Annotated in this window: 24 protein-coding genes and 1 pseudogene; 7 read left to right on the top strand and 18 right to left on the bottom strand. The window is 67.0% G+C overall.

Annotated features, from left to right (window positions below):
- The 3 genes from ACFWAY_RS16535 to ACFWAY_RS16525 all read left to right on the top strand — a co-directional run bounded on the left by ACFWAY_RS16535 (position 1) and on the right by ACFWAY_RS16525 (position 3,423).
- On the top strand, positions 1–297 hold the full coding sequence (locus tag ACFWAY_RS16535) for a putative quinol monooxygenase (RefSeq protein ID WP_378450440.1): 297 nt from the start codon (positions 1–3) through the stop codon (positions 295–297).
- Positions 298–379: 82 nt separating this feature from the next.
- Entirely contained in the window at positions 380–1,561 is a 1,182-nt protein-coding gene (locus ACFWAY_RS16530; protein ID WP_378511292.1) for a zinc-dependent alcohol dehydrogenase, read from the top strand.
- A gap of 281 nt (positions 1,562–1,842) precedes the next feature.
- Positions 1,843–3,423 (top strand): FAD-binding oxidoreductase, encoded by a 1,581-nt coding sequence (locus tag ACFWAY_RS16525; RefSeq protein ID WP_378450438.1) that lies wholly within the window; start codon positions 1,843–1,845, stop codon positions 3,421–3,423.
- Positions 3,424–3,436: 13 nt separating this feature from the next.
- Here ACFWAY_RS16525 and ACFWAY_RS16520 read toward each other — a convergent pair whose 3' ends face one another.
- Positions 3,437–3,928 carry a MarR family winged helix-turn-helix transcriptional regulator gene (locus tag ACFWAY_RS16520; RefSeq protein ID WP_378450437.1) on the bottom strand — a complete coding sequence of 164 codons (492 nt, stop codon included), beginning with the start codon at positions 3,926–3,928 and terminating at the stop codon, positions 3,437–3,439.
- A 158-nt stretch (positions 3,929–4,086) separates the two neighbouring features.
- Here ACFWAY_RS16520 and ACFWAY_RS16515 point away from each other — a divergent pair, with 158 nt between their 5' ends.
- Both ACFWAY_RS16515 and ACFWAY_RS16510 read left to right on the top strand, forming a co-directional pair.
- On the top strand, positions 4,087–5,568 hold the full coding sequence (locus ACFWAY_RS16515) for an aldehyde dehydrogenase family protein (RefSeq protein ID WP_378450436.1): 1,482 nt from the start codon (positions 4,087–4,089) through the stop codon (positions 5,566–5,568).
- A gap of 26 nt (positions 5,569–5,594) precedes the next feature.
- Positions 5,595–6,698, top strand: a complete 1,104-nt coding sequence (locus tag ACFWAY_RS16510; RefSeq protein ID WP_378450435.1) for an NAD(P)-dependent alcohol dehydrogenase — start codon at positions 5,595–5,597, stop codon at positions 6,696–6,698.
- Here the strand turns inward: ACFWAY_RS16510 and ACFWAY_RS16505 are convergent, their stop codons facing one another.
- Positions 6,699–7,655, bottom strand: coding sequence for an AraC family transcriptional regulator (locus ACFWAY_RS16505; protein WP_378450434.1), 957 nt, complete (start codon positions 7,653–7,655; stop codon positions 6,699–6,701). It abuts the gene before it with no gap.
- A 201-nt stretch (positions 7,656–7,856) separates the two neighbouring features.
- Here ACFWAY_RS16505 and ACFWAY_RS16500 point away from each other — a divergent pair, with 201 nt between their 5' ends.
- Positions 7,857–8,012 (top strand): hypothetical protein, encoded by a 156-nt coding sequence (locus ACFWAY_RS16500; RefSeq protein WP_378511291.1) that lies wholly within the window; start codon positions 7,857–7,859, stop codon positions 8,010–8,012.
- A 19-nt stretch (positions 8,013–8,031) separates the two neighbouring features.
- Here ACFWAY_RS16500 and ACFWAY_RS16495 read toward each other — a convergent pair whose 3' ends face one another.
- From ACFWAY_RS16495 to ACFWAY_RS16455, 9 genes are all read right to left on the bottom strand, one after another.
- Complete coding sequence (locus ACFWAY_RS16495) at positions 8,032–9,327, bottom strand: Glu/Leu/Phe/Val dehydrogenase (RefSeq protein WP_378450432.1); 1,296 nt, start codon at positions 9,325–9,327, stop codon at positions 8,032–8,034.
- Between the two features lie 56 nt (positions 9,328–9,383).
- On the bottom strand, positions 9,384–10,055 hold the full coding sequence (locus ACFWAY_RS16490) for a 4-carboxy-4-hydroxy-2-oxoadipate aldolase/oxaloacetate decarboxylase (protein WP_378450431.1): 672 nt from the start codon (positions 10,053–10,055) through the stop codon (positions 9,384–9,386).
- Positions 10,056–10,088: 33 nt separating this feature from the next.
- A complete protein-coding gene (locus ACFWAY_RS16485; protein ID WP_378511290.1) occupies positions 10,089–11,297 on the bottom strand; it encodes an aspartate transaminase in 1,209 nt (402 codons plus the stop codon).
- A 139-nt stretch (positions 11,298–11,436) separates the two neighbouring features.
- A complete protein-coding gene (locus ACFWAY_RS16480; RefSeq protein WP_378450429.1) occupies positions 11,437–12,501 on the bottom strand; it encodes an L-idonate 5-dehydrogenase in 1,065 nt (354 codons plus the stop codon).
- 8 nt (positions 12,502–12,509) lie between these two features.
- Complete coding sequence (locus ACFWAY_RS16475) at positions 12,510–13,265, bottom strand: SDR family oxidoreductase (protein ID WP_378511289.1); 756 nt, start codon at positions 13,263–13,265, stop codon at positions 12,510–12,512.
- A 95-nt stretch (positions 13,266–13,360) separates the two neighbouring features.
- Positions 13,361–14,710, bottom strand: a complete 1,350-nt coding sequence (locus tag ACFWAY_RS16470) for an MFS transporter (RefSeq protein ID WP_378450427.1) — start codon at positions 14,708–14,710, stop codon at positions 13,361–13,363.
- Positions 14,707–15,750: a biotin-dependent carboxyltransferase family protein gene (locus ACFWAY_RS16465; protein ID WP_378511288.1), complete on the bottom strand. Its 1,044-nt coding sequence runs from the start codon at positions 15,748–15,750 to the stop codon at positions 14,707–14,709. The genes ACFWAY_RS16470 and ACFWAY_RS16465 overlap by 4 nt, the downstream gene beginning before the upstream one ends.
- Positions 15,743–16,465 (bottom strand): allophanate hydrolase subunit 1, encoded by a 723-nt coding sequence (locus ACFWAY_RS16460; protein ID WP_378450425.1) that lies wholly within the window; start codon positions 16,463–16,465, stop codon positions 15,743–15,745. Before ACFWAY_RS16460 ends, ACFWAY_RS16465 begins: the two co-directional genes overlap by 8 nt.
- Entirely contained in the window at positions 16,453–17,271 is an 819-nt protein-coding gene (locus ACFWAY_RS16455; protein WP_378511287.1) for a LamB/YcsF family protein, read from the bottom strand. The genes ACFWAY_RS16460 and ACFWAY_RS16455 overlap by 13 nt, the downstream gene beginning before the upstream one ends.
- A gap of 270 nt (positions 17,272–17,541) precedes the next feature.
- Here ACFWAY_RS16455 and nac point away from each other — a divergent pair, with 270 nt between their 5' ends.
- Positions 17,542–18,459, top strand: coding sequence for a nitrogen assimilation transcriptional regulator NAC (nac, locus tag ACFWAY_RS16450; protein WP_378450629.1), 918 nt, complete (start codon positions 17,542–17,544; stop codon positions 18,457–18,459).
- On the opposite strand, the gene ACFWAY_RS16445 is transcribed toward nac, so the two are convergent.
- From ACFWAY_RS16445 to ACFWAY_RS16415, 7 genes and pseudogenes are all read right to left on the bottom strand, one after another.
- A complete protein-coding gene (locus tag ACFWAY_RS16445) occupies positions 18,453–19,382 on the bottom strand; it encodes a D-isomer specific 2-hydroxyacid dehydrogenase family protein (protein WP_378511286.1) in 930 nt (309 codons plus the stop codon). The genes nac and ACFWAY_RS16445 overlap by 7 nt on opposite strands.
- Positions 19,383–19,408: 26 nt before the next feature.
- Complete coding sequence (locus tag ACFWAY_RS16440) at positions 19,409–20,182, bottom strand: SDR family oxidoreductase (protein ID WP_378511285.1); 774 nt, start codon at positions 20,180–20,182, stop codon at positions 19,409–19,411.
- Positions 20,179–20,712: a gluconokinase gene (locus ACFWAY_RS16435; RefSeq protein WP_378511284.1), complete on the bottom strand. Its 534-nt coding sequence runs from the start codon at positions 20,710–20,712 to the stop codon at positions 20,179–20,181. Before ACFWAY_RS16435 ends, ACFWAY_RS16440 begins: the two co-directional genes overlap by 4 nt.
- Positions 20,713–20,839: 127 nt before the next feature.
- Entirely contained in the window at positions 20,840–23,062 is a 2,223-nt protein-coding gene (locus tag ACFWAY_RS16430) for a thiamine pyrophosphate-dependent enzyme (protein ID WP_378511283.1), read from the bottom strand.
- 68 nt (positions 23,063–23,130) lie between these two features.
- A complete protein-coding gene (locus tag ACFWAY_RS16425; protein WP_378511282.1) occupies positions 23,131–23,544 on the bottom strand; it encodes a heme-binding protein in 414 nt (137 codons plus the stop codon).
- Between the two features lie 36 nt (positions 23,545–23,580).
- Entirely contained in the window at positions 23,581–24,495 is a 915-nt protein-coding gene (kdgD, locus tag ACFWAY_RS16420) for a 5-dehydro-4-deoxyglucarate dehydratase (protein ID WP_378511281.1), read from the bottom strand.
- 127 nt (positions 24,496–24,622) lie between these two features.
- Positions 24,623–24,913: pseudogene (locus ACFWAY_RS16415) on the bottom strand (pyruvate dehydrogenase); the annotation flags it as partial.

The raw sequence follows: 24,913 nt of genomic DNA, 5'->3' as shown, positions 1-24,913 counted from the left end.
ATGACGATCGACAGAGGAATACTGGCACTGCTCGAGGCCAAGCCCGGCAAGGGCGAAGAACTGGCCGCGTTCCTGGAGCAGGGACGCGCCCTGGCGGCAGAAGAACACGGCACCGTCACCTGGTACGCGTTCAAAGTCAGCGACACGACATACGGCATCTTCGACACGTTCGAGAACGAGGAAGCCCGGCAGGCGCATCTGACCGGAGCCATCCCCCAGGCACTGGGCAACGTCGGCCCCGAGCTACTCGCCAAGGACCCCGACATTCGTCCCGTCGACGTCATCGCCGTCAAGTAGCACGCACCCCGAGCACGGTTTACCGCCATCTCCCGTCGGGCACCCGAGTACGGACATCGGCCGATGAGAGGTTTGGTTCCCAGTGCGAGCAGTCACGTGGCAAGGCAAACGAAAGGTCAGCGTCGACACCGTCGCCGATCCGAAGATCCAACACCCGACGGACGCCATCATCAGCGTCACGACGACGAACATCTGCGGTTCCGATCTGCACCTGTACGAAACTCTCGGTCCGTTCATGGGACAAGGGGACATTCTCGGCCACGAACCGATGGGGATCGTCGAGGAAGTCGGGGCGGAGGCGGGCAACCTGAAGATCGGCGACCGCGTCGTGATCCCGTTCCAGATCTCGTGCGGCGACTGTTTCATGTGCAACTTGCAGCTGTACACGCAGTGTGAAACGACGCAGGTTCGCGAACAGGGCAAGGGAGCGGCGCTGTTCGGTTTCTCCAAGCTCTACGGCGAGGTGCCGGGAGGACAAGCCGAGTACCTGCGCGTCCCCCAAGCCCAGTTCACCCACATGAAAGTTCCCGAGGGCCCGCCGGATTCCCGTTTCGTCTACCTGTCCGATGTGCTGCCGACGGCGTGGCAGTCGGTCGAGTACGCCGCGATCCCCGAGGGCGGGTCGGTCACCGTGCTCGGCCTCGGACCGATCGGAGACATGGCGGCGCGCATCGCCCACCACAAGGGCGTCCGGGTCATCGCGGTCGACAACGTCCCTGAACGTCTTGCTCGCGCCAAGGCCCGGGGCATCGAAACCCTGGACCTGGACGAGCACGGCGGCGACCTCGCCGACGTCATCCGCGATGCGACCGACGGTCGGGGCACCGACTCGGTGATCGACGCGGTCGGCATGGAGGCGCACGGTTCACCGATCGGCAAACTCGCCCAGCAGATCGTCGGGTACCTTCCCGATGCGGTCGCGGCGCCCCTCATGCAGAAGGCGGGTGTCGACCGTCTCGGCGCGCTGTATTCGGCGATCGACATCGTCCGCCGCGGAGGCACCATTTCCATCATCGGCGTCTACGGCGGCATGGCCGACCCGATTCCCATGCTCACCTTGTTCGACAAGCAGATTCAGCTGCGCATGGGCCAGGCCAACATCAAGAAGTGGGTCGACGACATCATGCCGCTCCTCGGCGACGACGACCCACTCGGCGTCGACACCTTCGCCACCCACGAACTCCCCCTCGAACAGGCACCCCACGCCTACGAGATCTTCCAGAAGAAGCAGGACGGTGCGGTGAAGATCCAGCTCAAACCCTGAGCAACGCAGGCGCAAGCGGCGGTGGCCGGGGCTCCCTGACGGGTGACCCGGCCACCGCCGCCGTTTTGCGCAAACCGGATAGACCTCTCGGCGAGAAGCCCGCTGACCTGCACGGATGCCGACGAAATCCACATCACGCCCAGCGCATAGCGGATTGCCCCTTCCAGTGACGCCCCTCACACTTGTAAGCAAGGAAACCTGATATTCAGCGAACAGCTGTCGCAGGTCTTGCGTACGACCCGGCCGCCGCGAGGCGGCCGCCGAACGAGGAGCAGTCAAGAATGGCGCGAACCCTTCCCCCTGGCGTTTCCGACGAGCGATTCGACGCGGCGCTCCAGCGCTTCCGCGACGTCGTGGGTGACAAGTGGGTCCTGTCGACCGCAGACGAACTCGAAGCGTTCCGCGACCCGTACCCGGTCGGCGCTGCCGAGGCCAACATGCCGTCGGCCGTCGTCTCACCGGAGTCGACCGAGCAGGTCCAGGACATCGTCCGGATCGCCAACGAGTACGGCATCCCCCTCTCCCCGGTCTCGACCGGAAAGAACAACGGTTACGGCGGCGCCGCTCCGAGGCTGTCGGGTTCGGTGATCGTCAAGACCGGCGAACGGATGAACCGAATCCTCGAGGTCAACGAGAAGTACGGTTACGCACTGCTCGAACCCGGGGTCACCTACTTCGACCTGTACGAGTACCTCCAGAGTCACGATTCCGGCCTGATGCTCGACTGCCCCGACCTGGGATGGGGCAGTGTGGTCGGTAACACCCTGGACCGCGGCGTCGGGTACACCCCGTACGGCGATCACTTCATGTGGCAGACGGGGCTGGAAGTGGTTCTGCCGCAGGGTGATGTGATGCGGACCGGCATGGGCGCACTGCCCGGCAGCGACGCGTGGCAACTGTTCCCCTACGGTTTCGGCCCCTTCCCGGACGGCATGTTCACCCAGTCCAATCTCGGGATCGTCACCAAGATGGGGATCGCCCTGATGCAACGGCCGCCCGCATCGCAGTCGTTCCTGATCACCTTCGACAAGGAGGAGGATCTGGAGCAGATCGTCGACATCATGCTGCCGCTGCGCATCAATATGGCTCCGCTGCAGAATGTTCCGGTGCTGCGCAACATCTTCATGGACGCGGCCGCGGTGTCGAAGCGCACCGAATGGTTCGACGGCGACGGGCCGATGCCGGCCGAAGCGATCGAGCGGATGAAGAAGGATCTCGACCTCGGATTCTGGAACTTCTACGGCACCCTGTACGGACCGCCGCCGCTGATCGAGATGTACTACGGGATGATCAAGGAGGCGTTCGGCCAGATTCCCGGTGCCCGCTTCTTCACGCACGAGGAACGCGACGACCGCGGTGGACATGTGTTGCAGGACAGGCACAAGATCAACAACGGCATCCCCAGCCTGGACGAACTGCAACTCCTGGACTGGGTGCCCAACGGCGGGCACATCGGATTCTCCCCGGTGTCGGCGCCGGACGGGCGCGAGGCGATGAAGCAGTTCGAGATGGTCCGCGCTCGCGCCGACGAATACGCCAAGGACTACGCGGCGCAATTCATCGTCGGACTCCGCGAGATGCACCATGTGTGCCTGTTCATCTACGACACGGCGATTCCCGACGCTCGTGAGGAAATCCTGCAGATGACGAAGGTCCTCGTCCGCGAGGCCGCCGAAGCGGGCTACGGCGAATATCGCACCCACAACGCCCTGATGGACGACGTGATGGCGACGTTCGACTGGGGCGACGGTGCGCTGCTGAAGTTCCACGAGAAGATCAAGGACGCGCTCGACCCCAACGGCATCATCGCGCCCGGCAAGTCCGGTGTGTGGCCGCAGCGGTTCCGTGGCCAGAACCTCTGACGCCCCACGCGCCTCAGTGCGCGTGCGTCTCGGCCAGGGCGATCCGGCAGCGGCTGAGGTATCCGCGGAACGCCTCGCGCTGACGAACACTCATGTCGGCGAGCATCTGTTCCTCCAGACCGCAGATACTCGCGTCGTACTCGGCGAGAAGGTCCAGAGCCTCCGCGGTGAGGCTGGTGAGCATGCGGCGACGATTGGCGGGGTCGACGCGCCGGGTCACCAGCCCGCGGCGCTCCAGCGCGGCGAGCATTTCGCCCATCGTCTGCGCGGTGACGAAGGAGTTTCGTGCCAGCTCGGCGGACGACAACCCGTCGCGGCGGCGCAGGACCGTCAGCGCCGTGTACTGCAACGCGGTGATGGCCATCGGCCGCAGCAGGGCATCCATGTGGGACCGGATCGCCAGCTCGACCTGCTTGATCGCGTACAGCAGGGTCGGCGCGGAGTCGTGCGCGTACTCCCCGTCGAGCGGTGTCTCGTCGATCTCGTCCGGAAGGTCCGCCGCCATCGTCCACTTCTCCCCGCGCCTCGAGCTCGAGGCCCACGAACTCGGACCTCAGGTTTCCTGACGATCTTAGTTCGCCCGAGCCGGGTTCGACCGCAACGACAAACACCAGGAACCCTGCCGAACACGGTCGGCAGCTCACACGAAGCGAAGGCAGCGACATGACAGTCACCGACGACACCGCCGTCATCACCCGCCCGCAGATCGGGCCGCGCCAGTTGTTCATCGACGGGCAGTGGCGCGAGGCCGCTGCCGGGGGACGATTCGAGATCGTCGACCCGTCCACCGGGAATCCCGTCACCACCGTCGCCGAGGCGGACGCGAACGATCTCGACTCCGCCGTACGCGCCGCACGTGCCGCGTTCGACGACGGCCGATGGTCGGGACTGCCCGGCCGCGAACGGGCCCGGATCCTGCTCCGTGTCGCCGCACTCGTCCGCGAACGGGCCGACGAGATCGTCGCCGTCGAGAGCGTCGATGTCGGCAAGCCCGTCTCCCTGTGCCGACCGGTCGACGTGGTGACCACCGCCGAACAGTACGAGTACTGCGCCGCGCTCGCGCAGACCGCGGGCGGATCGAACCGGGAGACGCCACTCGACGCCCACGCCTACACTCGCCGCGAACCCCTCGGGGTCGTCGGGGCCATCACCCCGTTCAACTTCCCGCTCATCCTCAGTACGTCGAAGATCGCTCCCGCCCTGGCCGCCGGGAACACCGTGGTCCACAAGCCCGCGGAGGACACCCCGCTGAGCGCCCTGCTGATGGCGGAGATCCTCACCGAGGCAGGGGTTCCCGCGGGTGTCGTCAACGTCGTCACCGGCAAGGGGTCGACCGTCGGCGAAGCCCTGTTGCAGCACAAGGGGATCGACAAGATCGCGTTCACCGGATCGACTGCTGTCGGCCGGCACGCCGCGAGCGTCGCCGGAGAGAACCTCACACCCGTAACCATGGAACTCGGCGGCAACGCCGCGCACCTCGTCTTCGAGGACGCCGACGTGGACAAGGCGATCGGCGCGATCATCAAGGGCTTCGTGTTCAACACCGGACAGTTCTGCATGGGCGGCCCGCGACTGCTCGTGGCCCGCCCGCTCTACGAGACCGTGGTCGGCATCCTCGGCCAGGCCGTTCCCGGTGTGCCCGTGGGTGACCCGTTCGACCCGACTACCGTCGTCGGACCGATGGCCGGGGACAAGCACGTGCGGAAGGTCGAGGAGTACGTGCAGATTGCCCGCGCCGACGGTGGCCGCATCGTCGCCGGCGGCGAACGTCTGGACCTGAACGGCGGCTTCTTCTACGAGCCGACCGTCATCGCCGATCTCGACAACTCTTCCCGGGTGGTGCAGGAGGAAATCTTCGGACCGGTGCTGACGGTGCAACCGTTCGACACCGAGGACGAGGCGATCGCGCTGGCCAACAGCACCGAATACGGGCTCGCCTCGGGCCTGCAGACGTCGAACGTCGCCCGCGCCCACCGCGTCGCCGCCCGGTTGCAGGCCGGAATCGTGTGGGTCAACGACTGGGCGATGCTCGACCCCGCCGTCCCGTTCGGTGGCGTGAAGAACTCCGGATTCGGCCGCGAATACGGCCCGGAGGCCCTCGAGTCGTATTCCAAGGTCAAGTCCGTCGTCATCTCCCTCGCTTAGTGCGCACCCACCTTTCAGGAGCATCCATGATCACCAGCACCACTGCCGCCGTCGTCGAAACCGGCGGAGCGAAGTTCACCGTGTCCACAGTCGACCTCGACGAACCACGCCCCGACGAGATCCTTGTTCGTCTCGTCGCAGCGGGCCTGTGCCACACCGACCTGGGAGTGGCCTCGGGCGCGTTGCCGTTCCCGCTGCCCGGTGTGCTCGGGCACGAGGGAGCCGGGATCGTCGAGAAGATCGGCGCCGGCGTGACGACAGTCGACGTCGGTGATCACGTCCTCCTGTCGTTCAGCTCGTGCGGCTCGTGCGGGAACTGCCGCGACGGTCATCCGGCCTACTGCGCAACCTGGTTGCCACTCAACCTGATCGGGGGCGGGCGCGCTGACGGCACCAGCCCCGTCAGTCGCGGCGGCGAGGCTATCGGTGGGCACTTCTTCGGGCAGTCGTCGTTCGCCCGGCACGCCATCGTCGACGTACGCAGTGCGGTCAAGGTCGACCCGGACGCCCCACTCGACGTACTGGCGCCGCTGGGGTGCGGTGTGCAGACCGGAGTCGGGGCCGTGTGGAACGTGCTCAACCCCCGACCCGGGCAGACCATACTCGTCACCGGAGCGGGCGCTGTCGGGTTGTCGGCCGTGATGGCTGCGGCTCTGACCCCGGCGTCGAAGGTGATCGTCGTCGACCGGGTCCCGGCGCGGCTCGATCTCGCCCGCGAACTCGGCGCGACCCAGGTGATCAACGCTGCCGAGGTCGACACCGCCGAGGAACTGGCGAAGATCGTTCCCGGCGGCGTCGACGGCGCGGTCGAGACCACCGGCAACGTCGGGGTGCTGCGGACCGCGATCGACGCGCTCGCACCTCGCGGCACGGCCGTCATCGTCGGCGCACCCGCCTTCGGCACCGAGGTGCCGGTCGACGTCAACGCCATGATCCCGGGCCGCACCATCGTGGGTCTCACGCTCGGCGACAGCGAAACCCAGACTCTCATCCCCGTGCTCGTCGACCTCGTCAAGTCGGGCCGGCTGCCGATCGACCGCCTCATCACGCACTACGCGTTCGACGACATCAACACCGCCGTGGCGGACATGACCAGCGGCGCCTCGATCAAACCGGTCCTCCGGTTCTGATCAGGCGGGAGTAGTCGAACGCAGTGCCGCAGATGGGCTTTCACCGAACATCTCGCGGTACTGCCCGGCGAAGCGGCCCAGGTGGTTGAAACCCCACCGGTATGCGATCTCGGCGACGCCTGCCGTCTCGGGGTCGGCCGCCAGCAGGTCGCCGCGGACCTTCTGCAGCCGGAGGTCCCGTAGATAGCGCATCGGGGTGGTCTGCAACGACGTCTGGAACCCGTGTTGCAGCGCACGCAGACTCACCCCGACCGCGCCGGCGATCTCGAGGGCGGTCAACGGCTCGGCTGCGTGCGCCTCGACGTACTGCTTGGCGTGCTCGACCGCCGCCGGGCAGGCGGGGGCGACGGTCGCCGCCAACTGCTCGCTGTAGTCGTGCCGCGATGCCAGCAGCAGCGACACGATCACGCTCTGCGTCAGCGGCGCCAGCAGTAGCGGGTGACGGAAGAGCGCGTCGGTGTCGCGCAGTTGCACCGACAGTGCCTGCATGACTGACCACCACTGCTGCCCGTGCCCGGTGGTGATGTCCAACGCGAGGTCGAAGGCGATCGGATTGCGGATCGGGCGTCCGAGGAGCAGTGCGAGTTGCTCCTCGACGGCGCGGCGATCGATCTTCATCCCCAGGATCCGTCGGGTCTCCTGCCCCCAGCCCTGGAGCACCGATCCGCGGTCCGCGCGATACACGGCGGCGCACGACGGGGTCGCGATGATCCGTTCGGCGCCCGAACTCGTCTTCAACCGGCCACTCACCGGCACGTTGACCTGGTACCAGTCCTCGAGTTCACCGGTCTCGATCTCGACCTCGGTGTCGTAGGACAGCCAGCCCATCGTGACGGGACCCAACTCGGCAGCATCGAGGTGTATGCCGAAGCTCCGCTGGTCGCCGAGAACTTCCACGGAATGCGGATAGAAGAGCCGCCCGCCCACGTGACGCGCCTCCTCGACGTCTCGGCTCACGAGAGAGACAGACGCTGGGCCGCCGACAGAGGTGGACATCCCACAATGAGACCAGAGTCACATCACGATTGCAAGGTTTCCTTACCTTGAGGTCTGTCAAGGAGAGTCTTTGAACCGTCCGTTCGGGCAGTACCCGGATCAGCCGGTCCGGGGGCATACTTTCCCGGCTCGGGGGTTTCCGCAGACGATACGGAGAAACTGATGCTCGACCGGCTGTACGCCGCCGTCCTCGCCGTCGCCGGCCTCGGCTACGGGGGATACATCCTCCTCGACGAGCTGACCGGCGGCTCGGACACACCCGGCGAGGACGAACATCGTCTCCGCGAAGAATCCTCCAAGCAGGTGTTCACGGCATAATCGCTCCGTGGGACGGCAGTCAGGGAAACAGGCCCCGCGCCTCGTGCGCCTCCGCGACCTGCCCGACGCCGATGACGTGGGCAGCGCGACGCAGCGTCAGGGATTTCTCCGCAACGAGGGCCCACACGCTACGCGAGGCGTTCTGCATGAACACGCAGAGCTTCCGGTCCACCTCGGCACCGGTCCACGAGAACGCCTGCAGGTTCTGGACCCATTCGAGGTACGACACGACCACCCCGCCGGCGTTCGCCAGAATGTCCGGGACCACGGTGACGCCGTTGCTCTGCAGGATGGCGTCGGCCTCGGGTGATGTCGGCCCGTTGGCGCCTTCGACGATCATGCGGGCGCGGACATCGGCGGCATTGTCCGCGGTCAGGACGCCGTCCATCGCGGCGGGAACCAGAACGTCGACGTCGAGGCCGAGGAGTTCCCGGTTGGTGACGGAGTCCGCGTCCGGGTAGGTCGCGAGGGATCCGCCCGCCGCGACCCACGCCTCGAGGTTCGGGATGTCGAGTCCGCCTGCCCGGTAGCACCCTCCGCTGATGTCGGACGCCGCCACCACGCGGCAGCCCTCCTCGGCGAAGAACCGCGCGGCACCGGCACCGACCTTGCCGAACCCCTGCACCGCGACAGTGCGTCCCGTGGGGTCGATGTTCTGGTGGCGCATCGCGTCGAGTGCGGCGAGCACGACCCCGCGGGAGGTGGCGCCGGCGCGGCCGTTCGATCCACCGACGGTGAGCGGCTTCCCCGTCGTGGCCCCGTGGACGGAGTAGCCCGCATTGACGGAGTAGGTGTCCATCATCCAGGCCATGGTGGACTCGTCCGTGTTGACATCGGGCGCGGGAATGTCTTTGTCGGGGCCGATGAACGGGAGGATCTCCTGCGTGTAGCGCCGGGTCAGCCGTTCCTTCTCCGACAGCGTCAGCCCCCGCGGATCGATCGCGATGCCACCCTTCGCTCCGCCGTAGGGCAGCCCGAGCAGCGCACATTTCCAGGTCATCCACATCGCGAGCGCCGTCACCTCGTCGATGTCGCTGTCGGGGTGGAACCGCACCCCGCCCTTGCCCGGCCCGCGCGTGAGGTTGTGCTGGACACGGTATCCGGAATAGACTTCGACGCTTCCATTTTCGCGCCGCAGCGGCACCGACACGGTCAGCGATCGCCGGGGAGTGGCCAGCAGCCGATACATGCCCTCGTCGAGACCGAGAATGTCCGTCGCATCACGCAATTGCGTCAGCGCGGCACGGTGGGCCAAAGCTCCCGGGGCAGCGCGATCCGGTGCCGAAACCGGTGGAGCCAAGTCTTGAACAGTCATGACCTACGCCTTCGTCGTGGAACTCTGATGGACCTCTGCGGCGGGGAGCGGCCGGCTCACTGGTCGACGGTGAGACCCTTCGCCTCGAGCACTTGGGCGAGATTGCTGACCTGGATCGGGGTTTCGCCCTTCTTGTACCGCTCGATGTAGGCGGCTTCGGCGGCGTCGCGCTCACGGGAAGCGTCGATGGCGAACTGGACCTCGTCGCGTCGGACCACGACCACTCCGTCGCAGTCACCCTTGATCACGTCGCCGGGATAGATGATCTGGCCGCCGAACACCAACGGCTGGTTGACGGGACCGAGGGATTCCTTCACCGTCCCCTCGATGCACACGTGCTTGGAGAAGACGGGAAACCCGAGTTCGCGGATCTCCCGGCTGTCCCGCACTCCGCCGTCCGTGACCAGTGCGCTGATGCCCCGGGCCACGCACGCATTGGCCAGCACGTCACCGAACTGTCCTGCGGGCTGATCGCCGGAGGACACGACGAGCACGTCACCGGGTTGCGCGTAGCTGATGGCGACCTGGAGCATGATGTTGTCGCGCGGATGGCACACGACGGTGAAGGCCGTTCCGCAGAACGACATGTCGCGATCGATGGGCTTGATCCCCGAATCCAGTGCGCCCTTGCGGCCCTGCGCCTCGTGGATGGTGGCGGCCGAGTAGGCGCCCAGTCGGTCGATCGCGGCCTTGTCGGCGCGGTCGATCTTGGTAGTGACGTGAACCATGTTGTCTCCGTATGTCGTGTATGGCGGGTGGGATCAGCTGAGCGACGCGACGGCCTTCTCGACCGCGGCGGCCGCGTTCCTGAGCACGTCCTCGGACGTGGCGAACGAGACGCGGAAGTACGACTGGGCGCCGTACGCGGAACCCTGGATGGTGGCCACCGACGCGTGGTCGAGAAGGAAGAGCACCACGTCCTGGTCGTTCTCGAGCAGCGTGCCGTCGGGAGTCCGTTTGCCCACGAGGCCCGCACATCCGACGAACAGGTAGAACGCGCCCTGCGGCAGTACGGGTTCCAGACCGTCTATGCCGGAAAACAATTCGAAGATGACGTCCCGCCGGGCGCGATAGCTCGCGACGGACGTGGTGACGAAACTCTGATCCCCGGTGAGGGCCTCGGCCGCGGCGGCCTGGCTGATCGACGAAGGGCAGGAGGAACTCTGCGACTGCAGCTTGTTGATCGCTCCGATCAGCCCCTTGTTCCCGACGCCGTACCCCAGGCGCCAGCCGGTCATCGCGTAGGCCTTCGACACACCGTTGGTGACCAGGATCCGATCGCGGAGGTGCGGCGCGGCCGACAACAGGTTCGGAACGGGTGAGTCGGTGAAGACGATCTCGTCGTAGATCTCGTCGCACAGCACGTTCACGTGCGGGTTCCGGTCGAGAACCGCTGCCAGTTCCGCCAGTTCCTGCCCGCTGTACACCGCGCCCGTCGGATTCGACGGTGCGTTGAGGATCACCCATTTCGTCGCGGGAGTGATGGCGGCGGCGAGCTTCTCCGCGGTGAGCAGGAACCGGTCGGACTCCGGGCAGTCGACGACGACGGGTGTTCCGCCGTGGACGGTCACCATGTCGGGATAGGACACCCAGTACGGTGCGGGCACGATCACCTCGGTGCCCTCCTCCACCGTCGCCATCAGCGCCAGGAAGATGACCTGCTTGGCACCTCCGCCGACGGTGATCTCGTTGTCCGCGAACTCGACACCGGTCCGGTCGAGCATCCGCTTCGCGATCGCGTCCCGCAGTGCGGGAATGCCGTTGACAGGGGTGTACTTGGTGAGACCGGATTCCATCGCCGCGACGGCAGCCGCCTTGATGTGGTCCGGCGTGTCGAAATCGGGCTCTCCGACCGTCAGGTCGAGGATCTCCCGCCCCGACGCCCGGAGCTCGCGAACCCGTTGCGCAGCTGCCACACTCGGTGACTCACGCATCTGGTCGACTCGTGCTGCAGGGACGAAGGTGGACATTGTTCCTCCTGGTAGAGGGCGTGGGATCGAAAGAAGCCGGGAAGTCGGGCGGTACCTTCACACCCAGGCTATCGGGGGCACATCGCGCCTGTACAAGACCGATTACTTGTCGGGTGATAGCCGTTCGGCATGGCTGGAATCAGAACGCCAGCAACACCTTCGCGGACGTGGACGCGTCCTTCGCGACGGCGAAGGCCTCGAGGCCGTCCTCGATGCCGAACTCGTGACTGATCACCGGTTCGACGTTCAGGCTGCCGTCCGCCAAAGCGGCTAGTACTGAATCGATCTCGTCGTTGAATCGGAAGGAACCGACGAGTTCGAGCTCCCGCGTGATGACGAGCGAGAGCGGCGCAGGTTGAAGACCCGTCGGGAGCAGCCCGAGCATCACGACTCTGCCGCCGCGCGTCGCGCCGCGAATGGCCGACTCGAGCCCGAAGCGGTTGCCGGAGCACTCGACCACGATGTCGGCGTCGACGGCCGCGATGCTCTCGGCGTCGGTGGCGTCCAGGGTCCGGTCGGCGCCGAGCGCCCGTGCGACGGTGAGGGGATACTCGTGCACGTCGACTGCGGTGATCTCGCGCGCACCGGCCCGCCGAAGGACCGCCACCACGAGGGCGCCGATGGGCCCACACCCGATGACGAGAGCGCTCTTCCCGGATACGCCGCCGGCGCGGGCCACGGCATGCCATGCGACGGCGGCGGGTTCCGCGACGGCGGCGGTGCGCAGCGGAAGGTCGGCCGGCAGCGGCCGCAGCATCCGGGACGGCAGAACTGCATACTTCGCGAATGCCCCTTCGGTGTGGGGGAATTGCGCTGCACTACCGAGGTAGGTGCATCCCGGCGAGAGGTTCGGGCGATCCTCGGGGAACCTGGCGCCGCGACCGCCGGGGGTGGCGGGATGCACGGCTACACGTTCACCCGCTGCGGGACCGCTCCCGTCGGCCGCTCCCTGCACCACCGTTCCCACCACTTCGTGGCCCAGCAGCATGGGCGCCTTCAGAATCGACTCACCCGCCGCCCCGTGCGTCCAGTAGTGCAGGTCGGATCCGCAGATCCCGCCGTAGGCGATCTCGACGATCGTCTCGGATGATTCGGGCCGGCGCAGCGGCACCGATTCGATGCGCAGGTCACCCGCGGCGTGCGCCACCACCCCGAGGGTCTCGGTCGGAGGCGGAGCGCCGGACTCGCGCTGTGCAGTGTTCACCGCGGGCCTCAATCGTTGCGCCGGATGAAGTCGAGTCCACCCGGTACCTGGAATGTGGGCATGATTTCGATCAGTCCGAGATTGACGTGGCGCGGGGCGTCGATCGCGAATTCGATCGTGTCGGCGATGTCCTTGGTCGTGATGGATTCGAAGCCCTCGTAATACGTCTCCCACGCTTCCTTCATCGCCTCCGGCGACCCGCCGAGGTTGCGTCCGAAGATCTCGGTTTCGACTCTGCCCGGGCAGATCTCGGTCACGCGGATGCGCTTGCCGATGGTGTCGTTGCGCAGTTGCCGCGAGATCTGGTGCACCGCGGCCTTCGTGGCGTGGTAGGCGGTGTGGCCGTAGAAGTTGTACAGGCCGGCGATGGAGCTGATGTTGACGATGTGGCCGAGGTCCCGCTCGACCATTCCCGGCATCAGCAGCCGGCACAGGTGCAGCACCGCACGGAGATTGACGTCCACCATGGCGTCGACCGACTCCGCGGAGGCATCCAGGATGTTGCCGGTGGCCGACACTCCCGCGTTGTTGATCAGCACGTCGATCTCGAGCCCCTCGACGGCGGCGCTCAAAGCGTCGATGTCGGTGATGTCGACGGCGAGCGGGATCATTCCCGTCTGGTCCGCGACCTCGTCGAGCCGTTCCTTGTTGCGGGCCACACCGTAGACGGTCAGTCCGCGTTTGGTCAGGATCTCGGTGACCGCCGCACCCATTCCGGTGTTGGCACCGGTGACGAGTGCCGCCCGGTAGTCGTTGAATGGCATAACGCTCCCTTGCCTTGCTGGTGGTGGTGGTGAAAGTTGGTACAGCCCGGTGGTCTTCGAGTCGTCAGGAGACCACCGGGCCGAGTCTGGATCCGTCAGAGCGTGTCACGGAGAGGCACGTGCGCCCGGTCGGTAATGGTGCTGACGGCGATGAGGGTTCCCACCGCGGTGACGACGGCGTAGACCGCGGGAACGTAGATTCCGAACTGAGGAATCAGCCAGGTCATGAGCAGGGGCGCCGTGCCGCCGAAGACCGCCGAGGAGATGTTGTAGCCCAGCCCGTACGCCGAGTACCGGACCCGGGTGGGGAAGAGTTCCACGATGAGGATGTGGATGACGGCCGTGTGACCGGCGAAGATCACCGCCATGATGCACGCCCCGAGCACCGCGAGCACGAAGTTGCCGGTCGCGATCAGGGCGTAACAGGGGATGGCACCGATGGCCATGGCGATCGCCGCGCCGGCGATGACCTTCTTGCGGCCGACGCGGTCCGAGAGAGCACCCATGAACGGAATGGCGATGCAGATCGCCACCAGACTCGCCGCGGTCACGAGCAGGGCGGTGCCGGTCGAGAACCCGATGTTCTGACCCTTGAGGAACGTCGGCATGTAGGAGAAAAGCACGTAGTATCCGGAGCCGTTCATAAGCGGGATGAACAGCGCGAGCAGCATCGCCTTGCGGTGCTCGGGGGTCGCGAACGCTTCCTTCAGCGGGTTGCGGGACAGTCCGCCTTCGGCCTTGAGCTTCTCGAAGTTCGGGGTGTCGCTGATGGCCCGGCGGATGTACCAGCCGATGATGCCCATCGGGATCGCGACGAGGAACGGCACACGCCAGGCCCAGCTGGCCGGTCCGCCGCCGTTGATGGCGGCCTCGTTGAGCCACGGTGACATCGCGAACGCGACCAGCGTGCCCGTGAGCAGGGCCAGGAAGGACGCGATCTGTGCGTAGCTGGTGATGAGTCCGCGCTTGCCCTCCGGGGAGTGCTCGGCGAGGAAGGTCATGGCTCCCGCCGCCTCACCGCCCACGGAGAATCCCTGCAGGATGCGCAGGAGGATCAACAACGCGGGTGCGGCGATGCCGATCGCGGCGTAGGTCGGGAGAACACCGATCCCCGCGGTGGCGACGCTGATCAGCATGATGACGAAGACGAGCATCTTCTGCCTGCCGATCCGGTCCCCCAGGATCCCGCAGACGACCGCGCCGAGAGGTCGCACGAAGAACGAGATCGCGTAGCCGGCGAAGACGAGCATCAGCGCGTCACTCGACTTGGAGACGTCGAAGAAGACGATGGCCAGGGCGGTCGCCATGAAGGCGAAGATGCCGTTGTCGTAGAGCTCGACGAAGATGCCCACGCAGCCTGCGAGAACGACTTTGCGTAGCTGGCGGGGTTGCACCTCGTGATCGGCCGTGTGCCCGGCCGTGTCGGGTGAGATCGCGTTGGTCATGCTGACTCCATCTGGGGTACCGAGCTGTGCTGGGCGGATGTCGTTTCTGTGTGAAGGGGGATCTGAAGACTGGCGAACGCGTTCGCCACGCGGGAGCGGAGGAGCCCTATCGAGCGGCGTTGTGTCCGGTAGGCGTCCACGGCGTCGGGGACGGTCACCTTCCTGAACCGGACCTCCTGGCCGGGACGTGCCTGGCCGAGCTGGGACAGGGCGGTGGCGGTCACGACCGCGAGTACCGGGTATCCGGCGGTCACCCCTCGTCCACGATGCAGAACGAGGATCTCGTCGCCGGCGGGAACCTCGACCGCACCGATCGGCACTCCGCGGGAGAGCACCTCCGTGGACCGGTCCCGCCTGGGGACGGGGCTACCCGGATCGGTCGGCGTGAGGCGGAGACCGATGTGGTTCGAGTTGTCGCCGATGACGAAGGGGGTCTCGAACAATCGGGTGGCGGTCGCGCCGAATTCGTGCACGTCGGGGCCATCGGTCACGTCGATGGTCCAGCACCCGGTGAAGGCCGCGGGCCGGGCGCCGAGCCGGAACAGCGGCATCCGGAAGTGCGGGTGGTCGATCGGCGGTCCGTCGACGTCGATGGCGACGGACTCGCCGACCGTCAGTTGCCGGCCGAAACCGAGAACCGAGTCGGGGGCGCAGCTACCGAGCAGGTAGGGCGCGTCGATCGTTCCGTGCACGGCGAGGTAGACCCTGAGCCCGTCGCGGATTCCGCGGACGGTGAGTTCTTCGCCCGCGGTCCACACGAACGGCTCCCACTGTGGGCGGGTGACACCCCCGACCCGCACCTCCGCCGGCGCTCCGGTCACCGCGACGAGCAGGTCGATGCTCGCGACGGCGCCGAAGTCCATCGCGACGAGTTCGAGCAGAGGCGCCGTACGCGGGCTCCCGACCAGTGCGTTCGCCACGTCGGCGCTGTACTGGTCCGAGGCTCCGCCGGTCATCTGACCGAACCGCGACGCGCGGAGCCGGCCGAGGTCCTGGATCGAGGTCAGCCCGGGTGTCGTGACGGTGATCGATTCAGCCATGCCGGACCCCCTCGTACGTCGACCACTCGGCCGCGGTGATCGGAACGAAGAGGAACGTGTCGCCGGGCCGGAAGTCGGACAGTGGGTCGGTCGCCGGGTCGACGATGGTCAGCGGTGTTCGACCGATCACCGGCCAGCCTCCCGGAGCGGGACGCGCGGAGACGACGGCCTGCCTGCCCGCGACTGCGACGGCGCCTGCCGGTACATGCGGCCGCGGAATCGTGCGGCGTGGGACGGGCCGCGGGAACGCGGGACCGTCCAGCATCGGGGCGCCGCCCGGGGAACCGAAGCAGCGCATGGTCAGTGGGCCGGCACCGTGCAGTCGGATCACCTCGGCGGGTGAGAGTTCGAGGTGTGCTGCCACCTCGTCGAGGTCGGGGCCGAATTCTCCCCCGTAGACGACCGGGATCTCGAACTGCCGCGGGCCACGCGCCGCGGCATCCGCGGGGAGCTCGATCAGTCGTTCGACGTGCGCACGAATGGCGTCGTGGGTGGTTGCACCACAATCGAATTCGACCAGCAACGCGTCGTACGTGGGAATGATGCCGGTGACCGCGACCTCGTCGCCGCGTGCGTCGAGCGCGGCGGCAACCGTGTGGACCACCCGCCAGCGCTCCTCCGCATCCGAGGACAACGACGTGAGACGTACCGCGGAGTCTCCGCAATCCGAGAGGACGAACTCCCGGTGCGGCCGGATGCAGGTCACGCCGGACACGACGCGGACTCCTTCTCTTCCTTGGCCGCGAGAACCTCGGTCACCGGGGCGATGACAACACCCGCCCGCAGGAGCGTGTCGCGGATAGCTCGCGCGTTGCGTACGGCGTCGGCGCCGTCACCGTGCAGCAGCACCGTGTCGGCCTCGATCGGGATGCGCGTGCCGTCGACGGCCTCGACGACACCCTCGGTGACCATCTGCACCGTGCGCGCCACCAGAGTGGCCTGGTCGTGGATCACGGCACCGGCCTCGGACCGCGGCACCAGGGTGCCGTCCGAGCGGTACGCGCGGTCGACAATGGCGACGATGGCGACGCGAATCCCGCGGTCACGGGCGTGGTCGGCGAGTTCACCGTCCTGGGCCAGCACGATCAGCCGCGGGTCGAACGCTTCCACCGCATCGACGACGGCACGTGCGTAATCCGCCCGCGTCGCGACGAGATTTCCCAACCGACCGTGCGGTGCGATGTGCGAGAGCGTCGTGCCGTGCGAAGTCGCGAAGGCGTGCAGCGCGCCGAGTTGGTACAGAACGTCCGTGCGGACCTCGTCTGCGGTGAGGTCCATCGCGCGCCGGCCGAACCCTGCGAGGTCGGGAAAGCTGGGGTGCGCGCCGATGCCGATTCCGCGGGCGACGCATCCTCGGACCGTGGCGTCCATGGTCCTGGGGTCACCGGCATGGAATCCGCACGCGACGTTGGCGGACGTCAGCACGTCGAGCAGCGCGTCGTCGTCGCCCATCGTCCAGGCGCCGAAGCTCTCGCCGAGGTCGGCGACGAGATCGATCTTGACAGTCACGGTGCCTCCCATGGGGACCTGCAGTGGAACCGCTGGTGCAGTTCCTGTGAACTTTCGATGTAGACGGACGCTACGCAGGATCCGGTTCGGGCGGTTAATACCTGTTTTACGTGAGGCGATAACGAACGTCTATGGTGTTTGAACAGCGGCGATGCAAAAAGGGAAGAACAGCGCCTCGCATTTGGCTACAGCGGTGTTTCCGCCCGGCAACCTTGTCGAAACCGCGGCGTGCGTGCGTCGCCGCATTGTCAGAAAGGCAGATCGCTCGTGGATACCCGACGCTTGTTCTCATTCGTCCGCATCGTCGACGCCGGAAGCATCACGCGGGCGGCCGACATCTTGCACATCGCCCAGCCGGCCCTGAGCCAGCAGATGACGGCGCTGGAGACCCACTTCGGTCAGCAGCTGCTGATCCGCAGCAAGCAGGGAGTGGAACCCACCGATGCGGGGCGCGCGCTGTACCGGCACGCGCAGGTGATCCTGCGGCAGGTGGAGAGCGCCCAGGCCGAGGTGAGCGTCGTCGGTCGAGAACTGGCGGGCGGTGTCTCCGTCGGGCTCGCGCCATACAGCACCGTGAGTTCCATCGCGTTGCCGCTGCTCACCGCGGTGCGGTCGCGGTACCCCAGCATCCTCCTGCACATCAACGAGAACTTCGGCGGCGTGCTGAGCGAGGCCATGATGACCGGCCGCATGGACATGGCGCTGCTCTACGACGCCGGTCCGATCAAGGGCGTCAACTTCGAGCGTCTCCTCACCGAGGAGCTGATGGTCGTCGCGCCGGCAGGCACCGGTCTGCCCGGGGACACCGGGACCGCCGTCGCCATCAAGGACCTCGTCGACCTGCCGCTGCTGCTGCCGGGCCCGATGCACACCATCCGCAAGGTGGTGGAGCAGGCCTACGAACACGCCTTCGAGCACGCGCGGGTGGTCGGCGAAGTGGAATCGGTGACTCTGATGGCGCAGGCGGTCCGAAACGGTCTGGGCGCGACGGTATTACCGTTCTCGGTGGCACGCCGCATCATGAATGTGGAGAACCTGGAACTCCGCCGGATCGAACCGTCGATCGAAGTCCAGGTCTCCCTCGGAACACCCGCCAATCAGCCGCTCTCGGGACCTGCCGAGGCGGTACGCGAGGTGGTGCGCAGCGTCGTCGCCAACTACATCAGGACCAGTTCGGAAGCCGAACGAGGGATTCAGTAACCCCGGGTCGGGTCGATCGGTGCCATCAAAGGCGCTCCGGCAGAGAAGCGTTCGACGTTGGACTCGACGTGATCGGCAAGCAGCCGCGTCAGACCGGTCGCCGGATTCGCGACGTGCGGCGTGATGATCGCGTTCGGCAGGGTCCAGAGCGGGTGTCCGTCGGGAAGGGGTTCGGGATCGGTGACGTCGAGGGCGGCGCCGCCGATCGATCCGGTGCGCAGCGCGTCGACGAGCCCCGCGGTGTCGATGAGGGAGCCGCGTGCCACATTCACGATCCATGCCGTCGATTTCATCTGCGCGAGCGCGGCCTCGTCGACGATCTGCGCGGTCGCCGCCGTCGCCGGTGCGGCGATGACGAAATGGTCTGCTCTCGACCAGATTTCCGACGTCCGATCGGACGGCAGCGTCTCGACGGCACCCGGGACCGGGGTTCCCGAACGGGTCACGGCCAGCACCCGAACGCCGAACGCGTCGAGCAGCGGGATCATCGCCCGGCCGATGCCACCGCACCCGACGATGGCGACCGTCGCCCCGCGCAGGGTGCCCACCTGCGGGTCGAACTCGGCCTTGCGCCACGAGGTCGCGCGCACCTGCTCGGTGAGGGCGCGGATCCCGGCCAGGAGCAGCAGAACTCCGTGTTCCGCGACGTTACCGGCGTAGGCGCCGGCCGCGGACGTCCAGGTCCGGTCGGTGTCGACGATCCCGGCGGAAATCCACGGCTCCACACCCGCCGAGGGCAGCTGCACCCACCGCACCGAGTCCGGCAACTGCGCGGGGAACGTGTCGGGACCCTGCGCCCACACCACGGCTTCGGCGTCGGCAAGCGGCGTGAGTACGCCTCCGCCCCGCTCGATCCCTTTCATGAGGGCGGCGTCCGGATTCGGTCCGAGGTGGATACGAGGCGTTGCGGTGTTCGGCATCATGGTCTTTCGAGTCGGTCGGGTGGGGATCACACTACGGCGGTCAGGCCGCCGTCGACGTACAGGATCTGGCCGTTGACGAAGTCCGACGCCGGCGACGAGAGGAAGAGCAGTGCGCCGACGAGTTCCTCCGTGCGCCCCCACCGCCCGGCGGGCGTGCGCTTGGTCAGCCACGCACTGAAGTCGGCATCGTTCAGGAGCGCCTCGGTGAGCTGGGTGTCGAAGTACCCGGGTGCGATGGCATTGGCCTGCAGCCCCAACGGTGCCCAGTCGGCGCACATTCCGCGCGTGAGCATCTTCAGCCCACCCTTGCTCGCGGCGTACGGGGCGATGCCCGCCCGGCCGAGTTCACTCTGGACCGAACAGATGTTGACGATCTTCCCGCGCCCCCGCCGGACCATCGCCCGCGCGAACTCGCGGCCGACGAAGAACGCGCTGCTCAGGTTGGTGTCGAGTACGCGACGGAAGTCGTCGTCGCCGAACTCGAGCAGTGGGCTGCGGTGCTGGACGCCGGTGTTGTTCACGACGATCTCGACGGGACCGATCTCGTTCTCGACCCGCTGCGCGGCGGCGGCGACCTCGGCGGGAGCGGTCACGTCGAAGGCGCAGGTGTGGACTGTCGCACCGGTGGCGCGGACGATCTCGTCGCGGCTGCGGGCGAGGGCGTCGGCGTCGCGGCCGTTGAGCACGACCTCCGCACCCGCCTCGGCGAGTCCGTTGGCGAGTGCGAAGCCGATTCCCCGACTCGACCCCGTGACGAGCGCGATCTTGCCCTCGACATCGAAACTCCCGTGCGAACTCACTGTGTGACAACCTTTCGTTCTTCGTGCAGGTATTCGGCGGCGGCCCGTGCGATCACGTCGGGTGCCGGATCGACGTCCAGGACCACTCCGAACTCGTCGGCGTCGAACGGCTCGAGGAGCGCGAACTGGGAATTGAGCAGGGCAGGCGGCATGAAGTGCCCGTTCCGCGCCTGCATCCGGCCGTGGATCACGTCCCGATCCCCCGTGAGGTGGACGAACAGCACCAGGTCGGAGACGTCGCGGAGGATGTTCCGGTAGCTCCGCCGCAGCGCCGAGCACGCCACCACACCACGGCGTCCCTGATCGGACAGCTCCTGCAGCCGGTCACGGACGACTGCGAGCCACGGTGCCCGGTCGTCGTCGGTCAGCGGGATACCGGCGGCCATCTTCTCGACGTTCGACGGCGGATGCAGGTCGTCGGCGTCGAGGAACCAGTGGCCGGTCAGTTCGGAAAGTTGCTGCGCGACTGTCGTCTTCCCGCAGCCGGTCACCCCCATCACCACGATGTGGGGTCGCTGATCGCCACTCATGAAATGTTCCTGTCCGCCGGTGTGGAGAGATGCAGTTCGAACATGCCCGACCGGACAACAGCTTGGCAATGGCGGAGGGGATACCGGTTGACGTTGCCGTCATAGCGAAGCGCGAGGGATGCGGGCGCTAGCGGCTCACGAGTTTGACCGCCGCGGCCTCGATGGTCTCCTCGGAGAGCAGGACCTCGAGTGCGGCGTCGCCGAGCGGGATGAAGCTGTCGTCGCTCGTGACGCGTGCGAGTACTCCGGTGAAGGCGTCGTCGACCAACGCCGCGACCACACCTTCGGACACACCTCCCGACTTGCGGGTCTCGTCGACGACGAGCACCCGGCCGGTCGCGTTCGCCTCCCGGACGATGTCGTGGACGGGTAGCGGTGCGAGCCAGCGCATATCCACCACGCGCGCAGCGATGTGCGCCTGTTCGAGCCGGCGGGCGACCCGCAGGCTCATACGTACTCCGTTGCCGAACGTGACGATGGTCAGGTCGGTGCCGTCACCGTAAGTGCGAGCGGAGCCGATCGGCACGTGGTTCTCTGCCTGCTTCACAGGATCCGGATACGATGCCAGCCACTGCTCGTCACCGTCCTCGTGCAGATCCCGGGTGTGGTACAGCGCAATGGGTTCCAGATACACACACAGCGCCCCGGCGGTGCGGGCGGCCGCGGCGCACGTGTGCATCATGGCCGCGGCGTCGTCGGGGCGTGCCGGCGACGCCACGACGATGCCGGGAATGTCGCGCAGAGCGGCGACCGCATTGTCGTTGTGGAAATGCCCGCCGAACCCCTTCTGGTACCCGTATCCGGCGACCCGCACCACCATCGGGTTGCGGTACTGGCGGTCGGAGAAGAACTGCAATGTCGCGCCTTCCCCCCGGATCTGGTCGGCGGCGTTGTGCAGATAGGCCAAGTACTGGATTTCCGGGATGGGCAGCAGACCGGACACCCCCGCGCCCAGCGCGAGTCCCAGGATCGCCTGCTCGTCGAGAAGCGTGTCGAACACGCGCGCCGACCCGGCCTTCTTCATCAGGCCACGAGTCACCCCGTAGACCCCGCCCTTGCGGGCGACGTCCTCCCCGAACACCAGCGCCTCGGGGTATCGGGCCAGCACGTCGAGCAGGGCACGGTTGATCGCGAGACCGGTGGTCAGCGGACCTTCCTCCTCGGGAAGCGGTGATCCGATGAACTGCGCGCGACGGTCCGGGTCGACGCGCTCCGGCACGGTCGCGGCGGCCTGCTCGGCACAGTCGGCGAGGGGTTTCATCACCGCCGCGGGACTGTCGAGCTGCGGCAGCTCGCCGACCTGTTCGGCCAGTCCGAGGACCTCGGCGCGCTTCTTCTCGTAGAGGTCGAGGATATCGGTCGGGCTCAGGTGTCCTCGCTCGACCAGTAGTTTCGCCGTGCACAGCACCGGGTCGCGGTCGAAGTCGGCGGTGATCTCGGCGGACGTCCGGTACGCGGCCTCGACATCGGAGCCGGCGTGACCCATCAACCGGACGGTGCGCAGGTGCAGGAACGCGGGCTTCCGGTGCCTGCGGACCCAGTCGGCGGCATGCTTCGCCGTTGCGTACGCCGCCGGCAGGTCGGAGCCGTCCGCCTCGAAGTACTCGAGGCCTTCACGGTTGCCGAAGTTCGCGGCGATCCAGCCCTGCGGTGTCTTGGTGCTGATCCCGATCCCGTTGTCCTCGCATACCAGCAGCAGCGGCAACGGCAACCCCTGGTAGGCGGCATGCACCGCGGTATTGATGGCACCGACGGCCGTGGAGTGGTTCGCGGACGCGTCCCCGAAGCTGCACACGGCGACTGCGTCGGCCGGCCACGGCGAGGGCACGTGCAGCTTCTCCGACCGGGCGATCGAGAAGGCGACCCCGACAGCGCGTGGGAGATGTGAAGCGATGGTGGAGGTTTGGGGAATGATGTTGAGGTCGCGGCGGCCGAACACCTTGTGCCTACCACCCGATATCGGTTCCTCCGTCGCCGCCACGAGTCCGAGCAGGACGTCGCGCAGCGGATCACTGCCGTCCACCTGCCGCGCCCGCGCCAAGAAGAAGCCACCGGAACGGTAATGCAGCAGAGCGGGATCGGTAGGTCGCAGCGCGGCCGCGACGGCGGCGTTGCTCTCGTGCCCGGACGAGCCGATCGTGTAGAAACCCTTGCCTCGCGACCGCAACCAGCGGGCCGCCAGATCGAGATGCCTGCTGCCGACCTGGGCGTCGAAGAGGTCCAGAGCGCCCTGCACCGACAACGGTGACGGCGGCTGGATCGGATCCTCCGGACGGACACCGGAGCGACTCTCCCCGGGGACCAGCCCCGACACGACAGAGGTGAAGTAGTCGTCGATCTGTTCGGCCATTGATCCGCCTCCCACTGTGCTGGCGATGATAGTCGCCGAACGGGCCCGCTGGAGGCGGATCGGGCTAGTCACGAAATGTTGCGGCGGTGTCGCTCGTCGAACCGGTGGATCTCGTCGATGACGGTCTCGACGATGCGTGGCCCGGCACCACTGACGGACGTCGCGACCGCGAGTACGCCCACCGCAGCGGTCTTGTCGGCGGGATGCGGTGTCCACGCAGGGACCTCGCCGCAGTCGACCCTCACACCGGGCGCCGGCTCTACCTCTCGCCCGTCAGTCGTGCCCGACCTTCGCCGGGCGGCGCCGAGTGCAGTACGGGTCGCGGAGTCGAGCAGTTCCGCGGCAGCGCCGTCGGTTCGGGAGCAGCACATCAGTTTTCCGGCGTCGTCGACAACGCTGACGGCAACGGCGACGTCGAGTGTCGCGGCATGGCGCCGAGCGAGATCGAGGGCGAGTTGTGCACGTGCTGCGGTGAGTGTCATGGCGTTCTCCGATGATGAATCCGCGGACGGTGCGACTCAGCTCACCTTCTTGATCAGGTCGGCGAGCTCGGCCAGTTCGACGGCGTCGAGGTCGGTCAACGGCGCACGGACGGGGCCGGCGGGTCGGTCGATCACCGTCATTCCGGCCTTGATGATGCTGACCGCGTAACCCTGCTTCTTGTTGCGCAGGTTGCAGTACGGGATCACGAACTCGTTGAGCGCGTTGATGACGAACGCGTTGTCGCCGCTGCGGAGCGCGTTGTAGAAGTCGATCGCGAACCACGGCACGAAGTTGTAGATGGCCGAGGAGTACGTGGTGACGCCCAGTGCGAGATACGGCAAGGCGAACATCTCGGCGGTGGGCAGTCCGCCGACGTAGGTGAGCCGGTCGCCGAGGCCGGCGTAGATGCGCGTCATCTGCTCGATGTTGCCGACACCGTCCTTGAAACCGACCAGGTTCGGGCAGCTGTCCGCGAGCTCCGCGACAGCGGCCTCGGTGTAGACGGCATTGGCGCGACTGTAGATCGTCACACCGAGAGTGGTTGCAGCACAAACCTCTTTGACGTGGGCGACGAGACCGTCCTGGCTTGCCTCCGTGAGATACGGGGGAAGCAGCAGGATGCCGTGCGCGCCGACGCTCTCGGCTGACCGGGCCATCTGCACGGCGGTGGCCGTGCCGTAACCGGCAGGCGCAATCACCGGAAGACCGTCGGGCGCCTCCTGCACCGCGGCCCGGACCACCTGCTCCACCTCGGGCGGGGTGAGCGAGAAGAACTCGCCCGTGCCGCCCGCGGCGAACAAACCGGAGGCGTCGAACTGCCCGAGCCAGCCGATGTTCTCGCGGTACGCGGCCTCGTCGAACGAGTGGTCATTCTTGAAATGGGTGACCGGGAACGACAACAGACCGGAGCCGAGCTTGTGGGCAATCTCTTGGGGGGACGCAGTGGCCATGGGTTTCGTTCTCCTCGTTCGCAATCGCGTCACTGTCGGTGCGCGCTGTGTCCAAGGCTAGGAGCGACAACCATTCAAGTCCAACACTAGTTCTGGATACTTTGATACCCAAAAGGTATCGAGATGTTCAGGAGATGTCGAGGGCGGCGCGGACGACGGCATCGGTGTCGATGCCGTGGTAGCGGTAGACGTCGTCGAGGGAGCCGACCTGCCCGAACCGGCTGACCCCGAGCGCGGCACCGGGAACGTGGTTGATCCCGGCCAGGAACGCCAGGGTGTGCGGGTGCCCGTCGAGGACGGTCACCATCGGCGCCGCCCGACCCGCGGGAAACACCTGGTCGAGAATCCACGACGGCCCGTCGGCCAGTCCGCGGCGCGCCTGCACCGCCTCGAACAACAACCCAGGGCTGGTGACACA

Source organism: Rhodococcus sp. NPDC059968, assembly GCF_042738615.1.
In the GTDB taxonomy this organism is placed as follows: domain Bacteria; phylum Actinomycetota; class Actinomycetes; order Mycobacteriales; family Mycobacteriaceae; genus Rhodococcus_F.
Note: the sequence above shows the minus strand (reverse complement) of the source record. Positions and strands in the feature narration are given on the sequence as shown.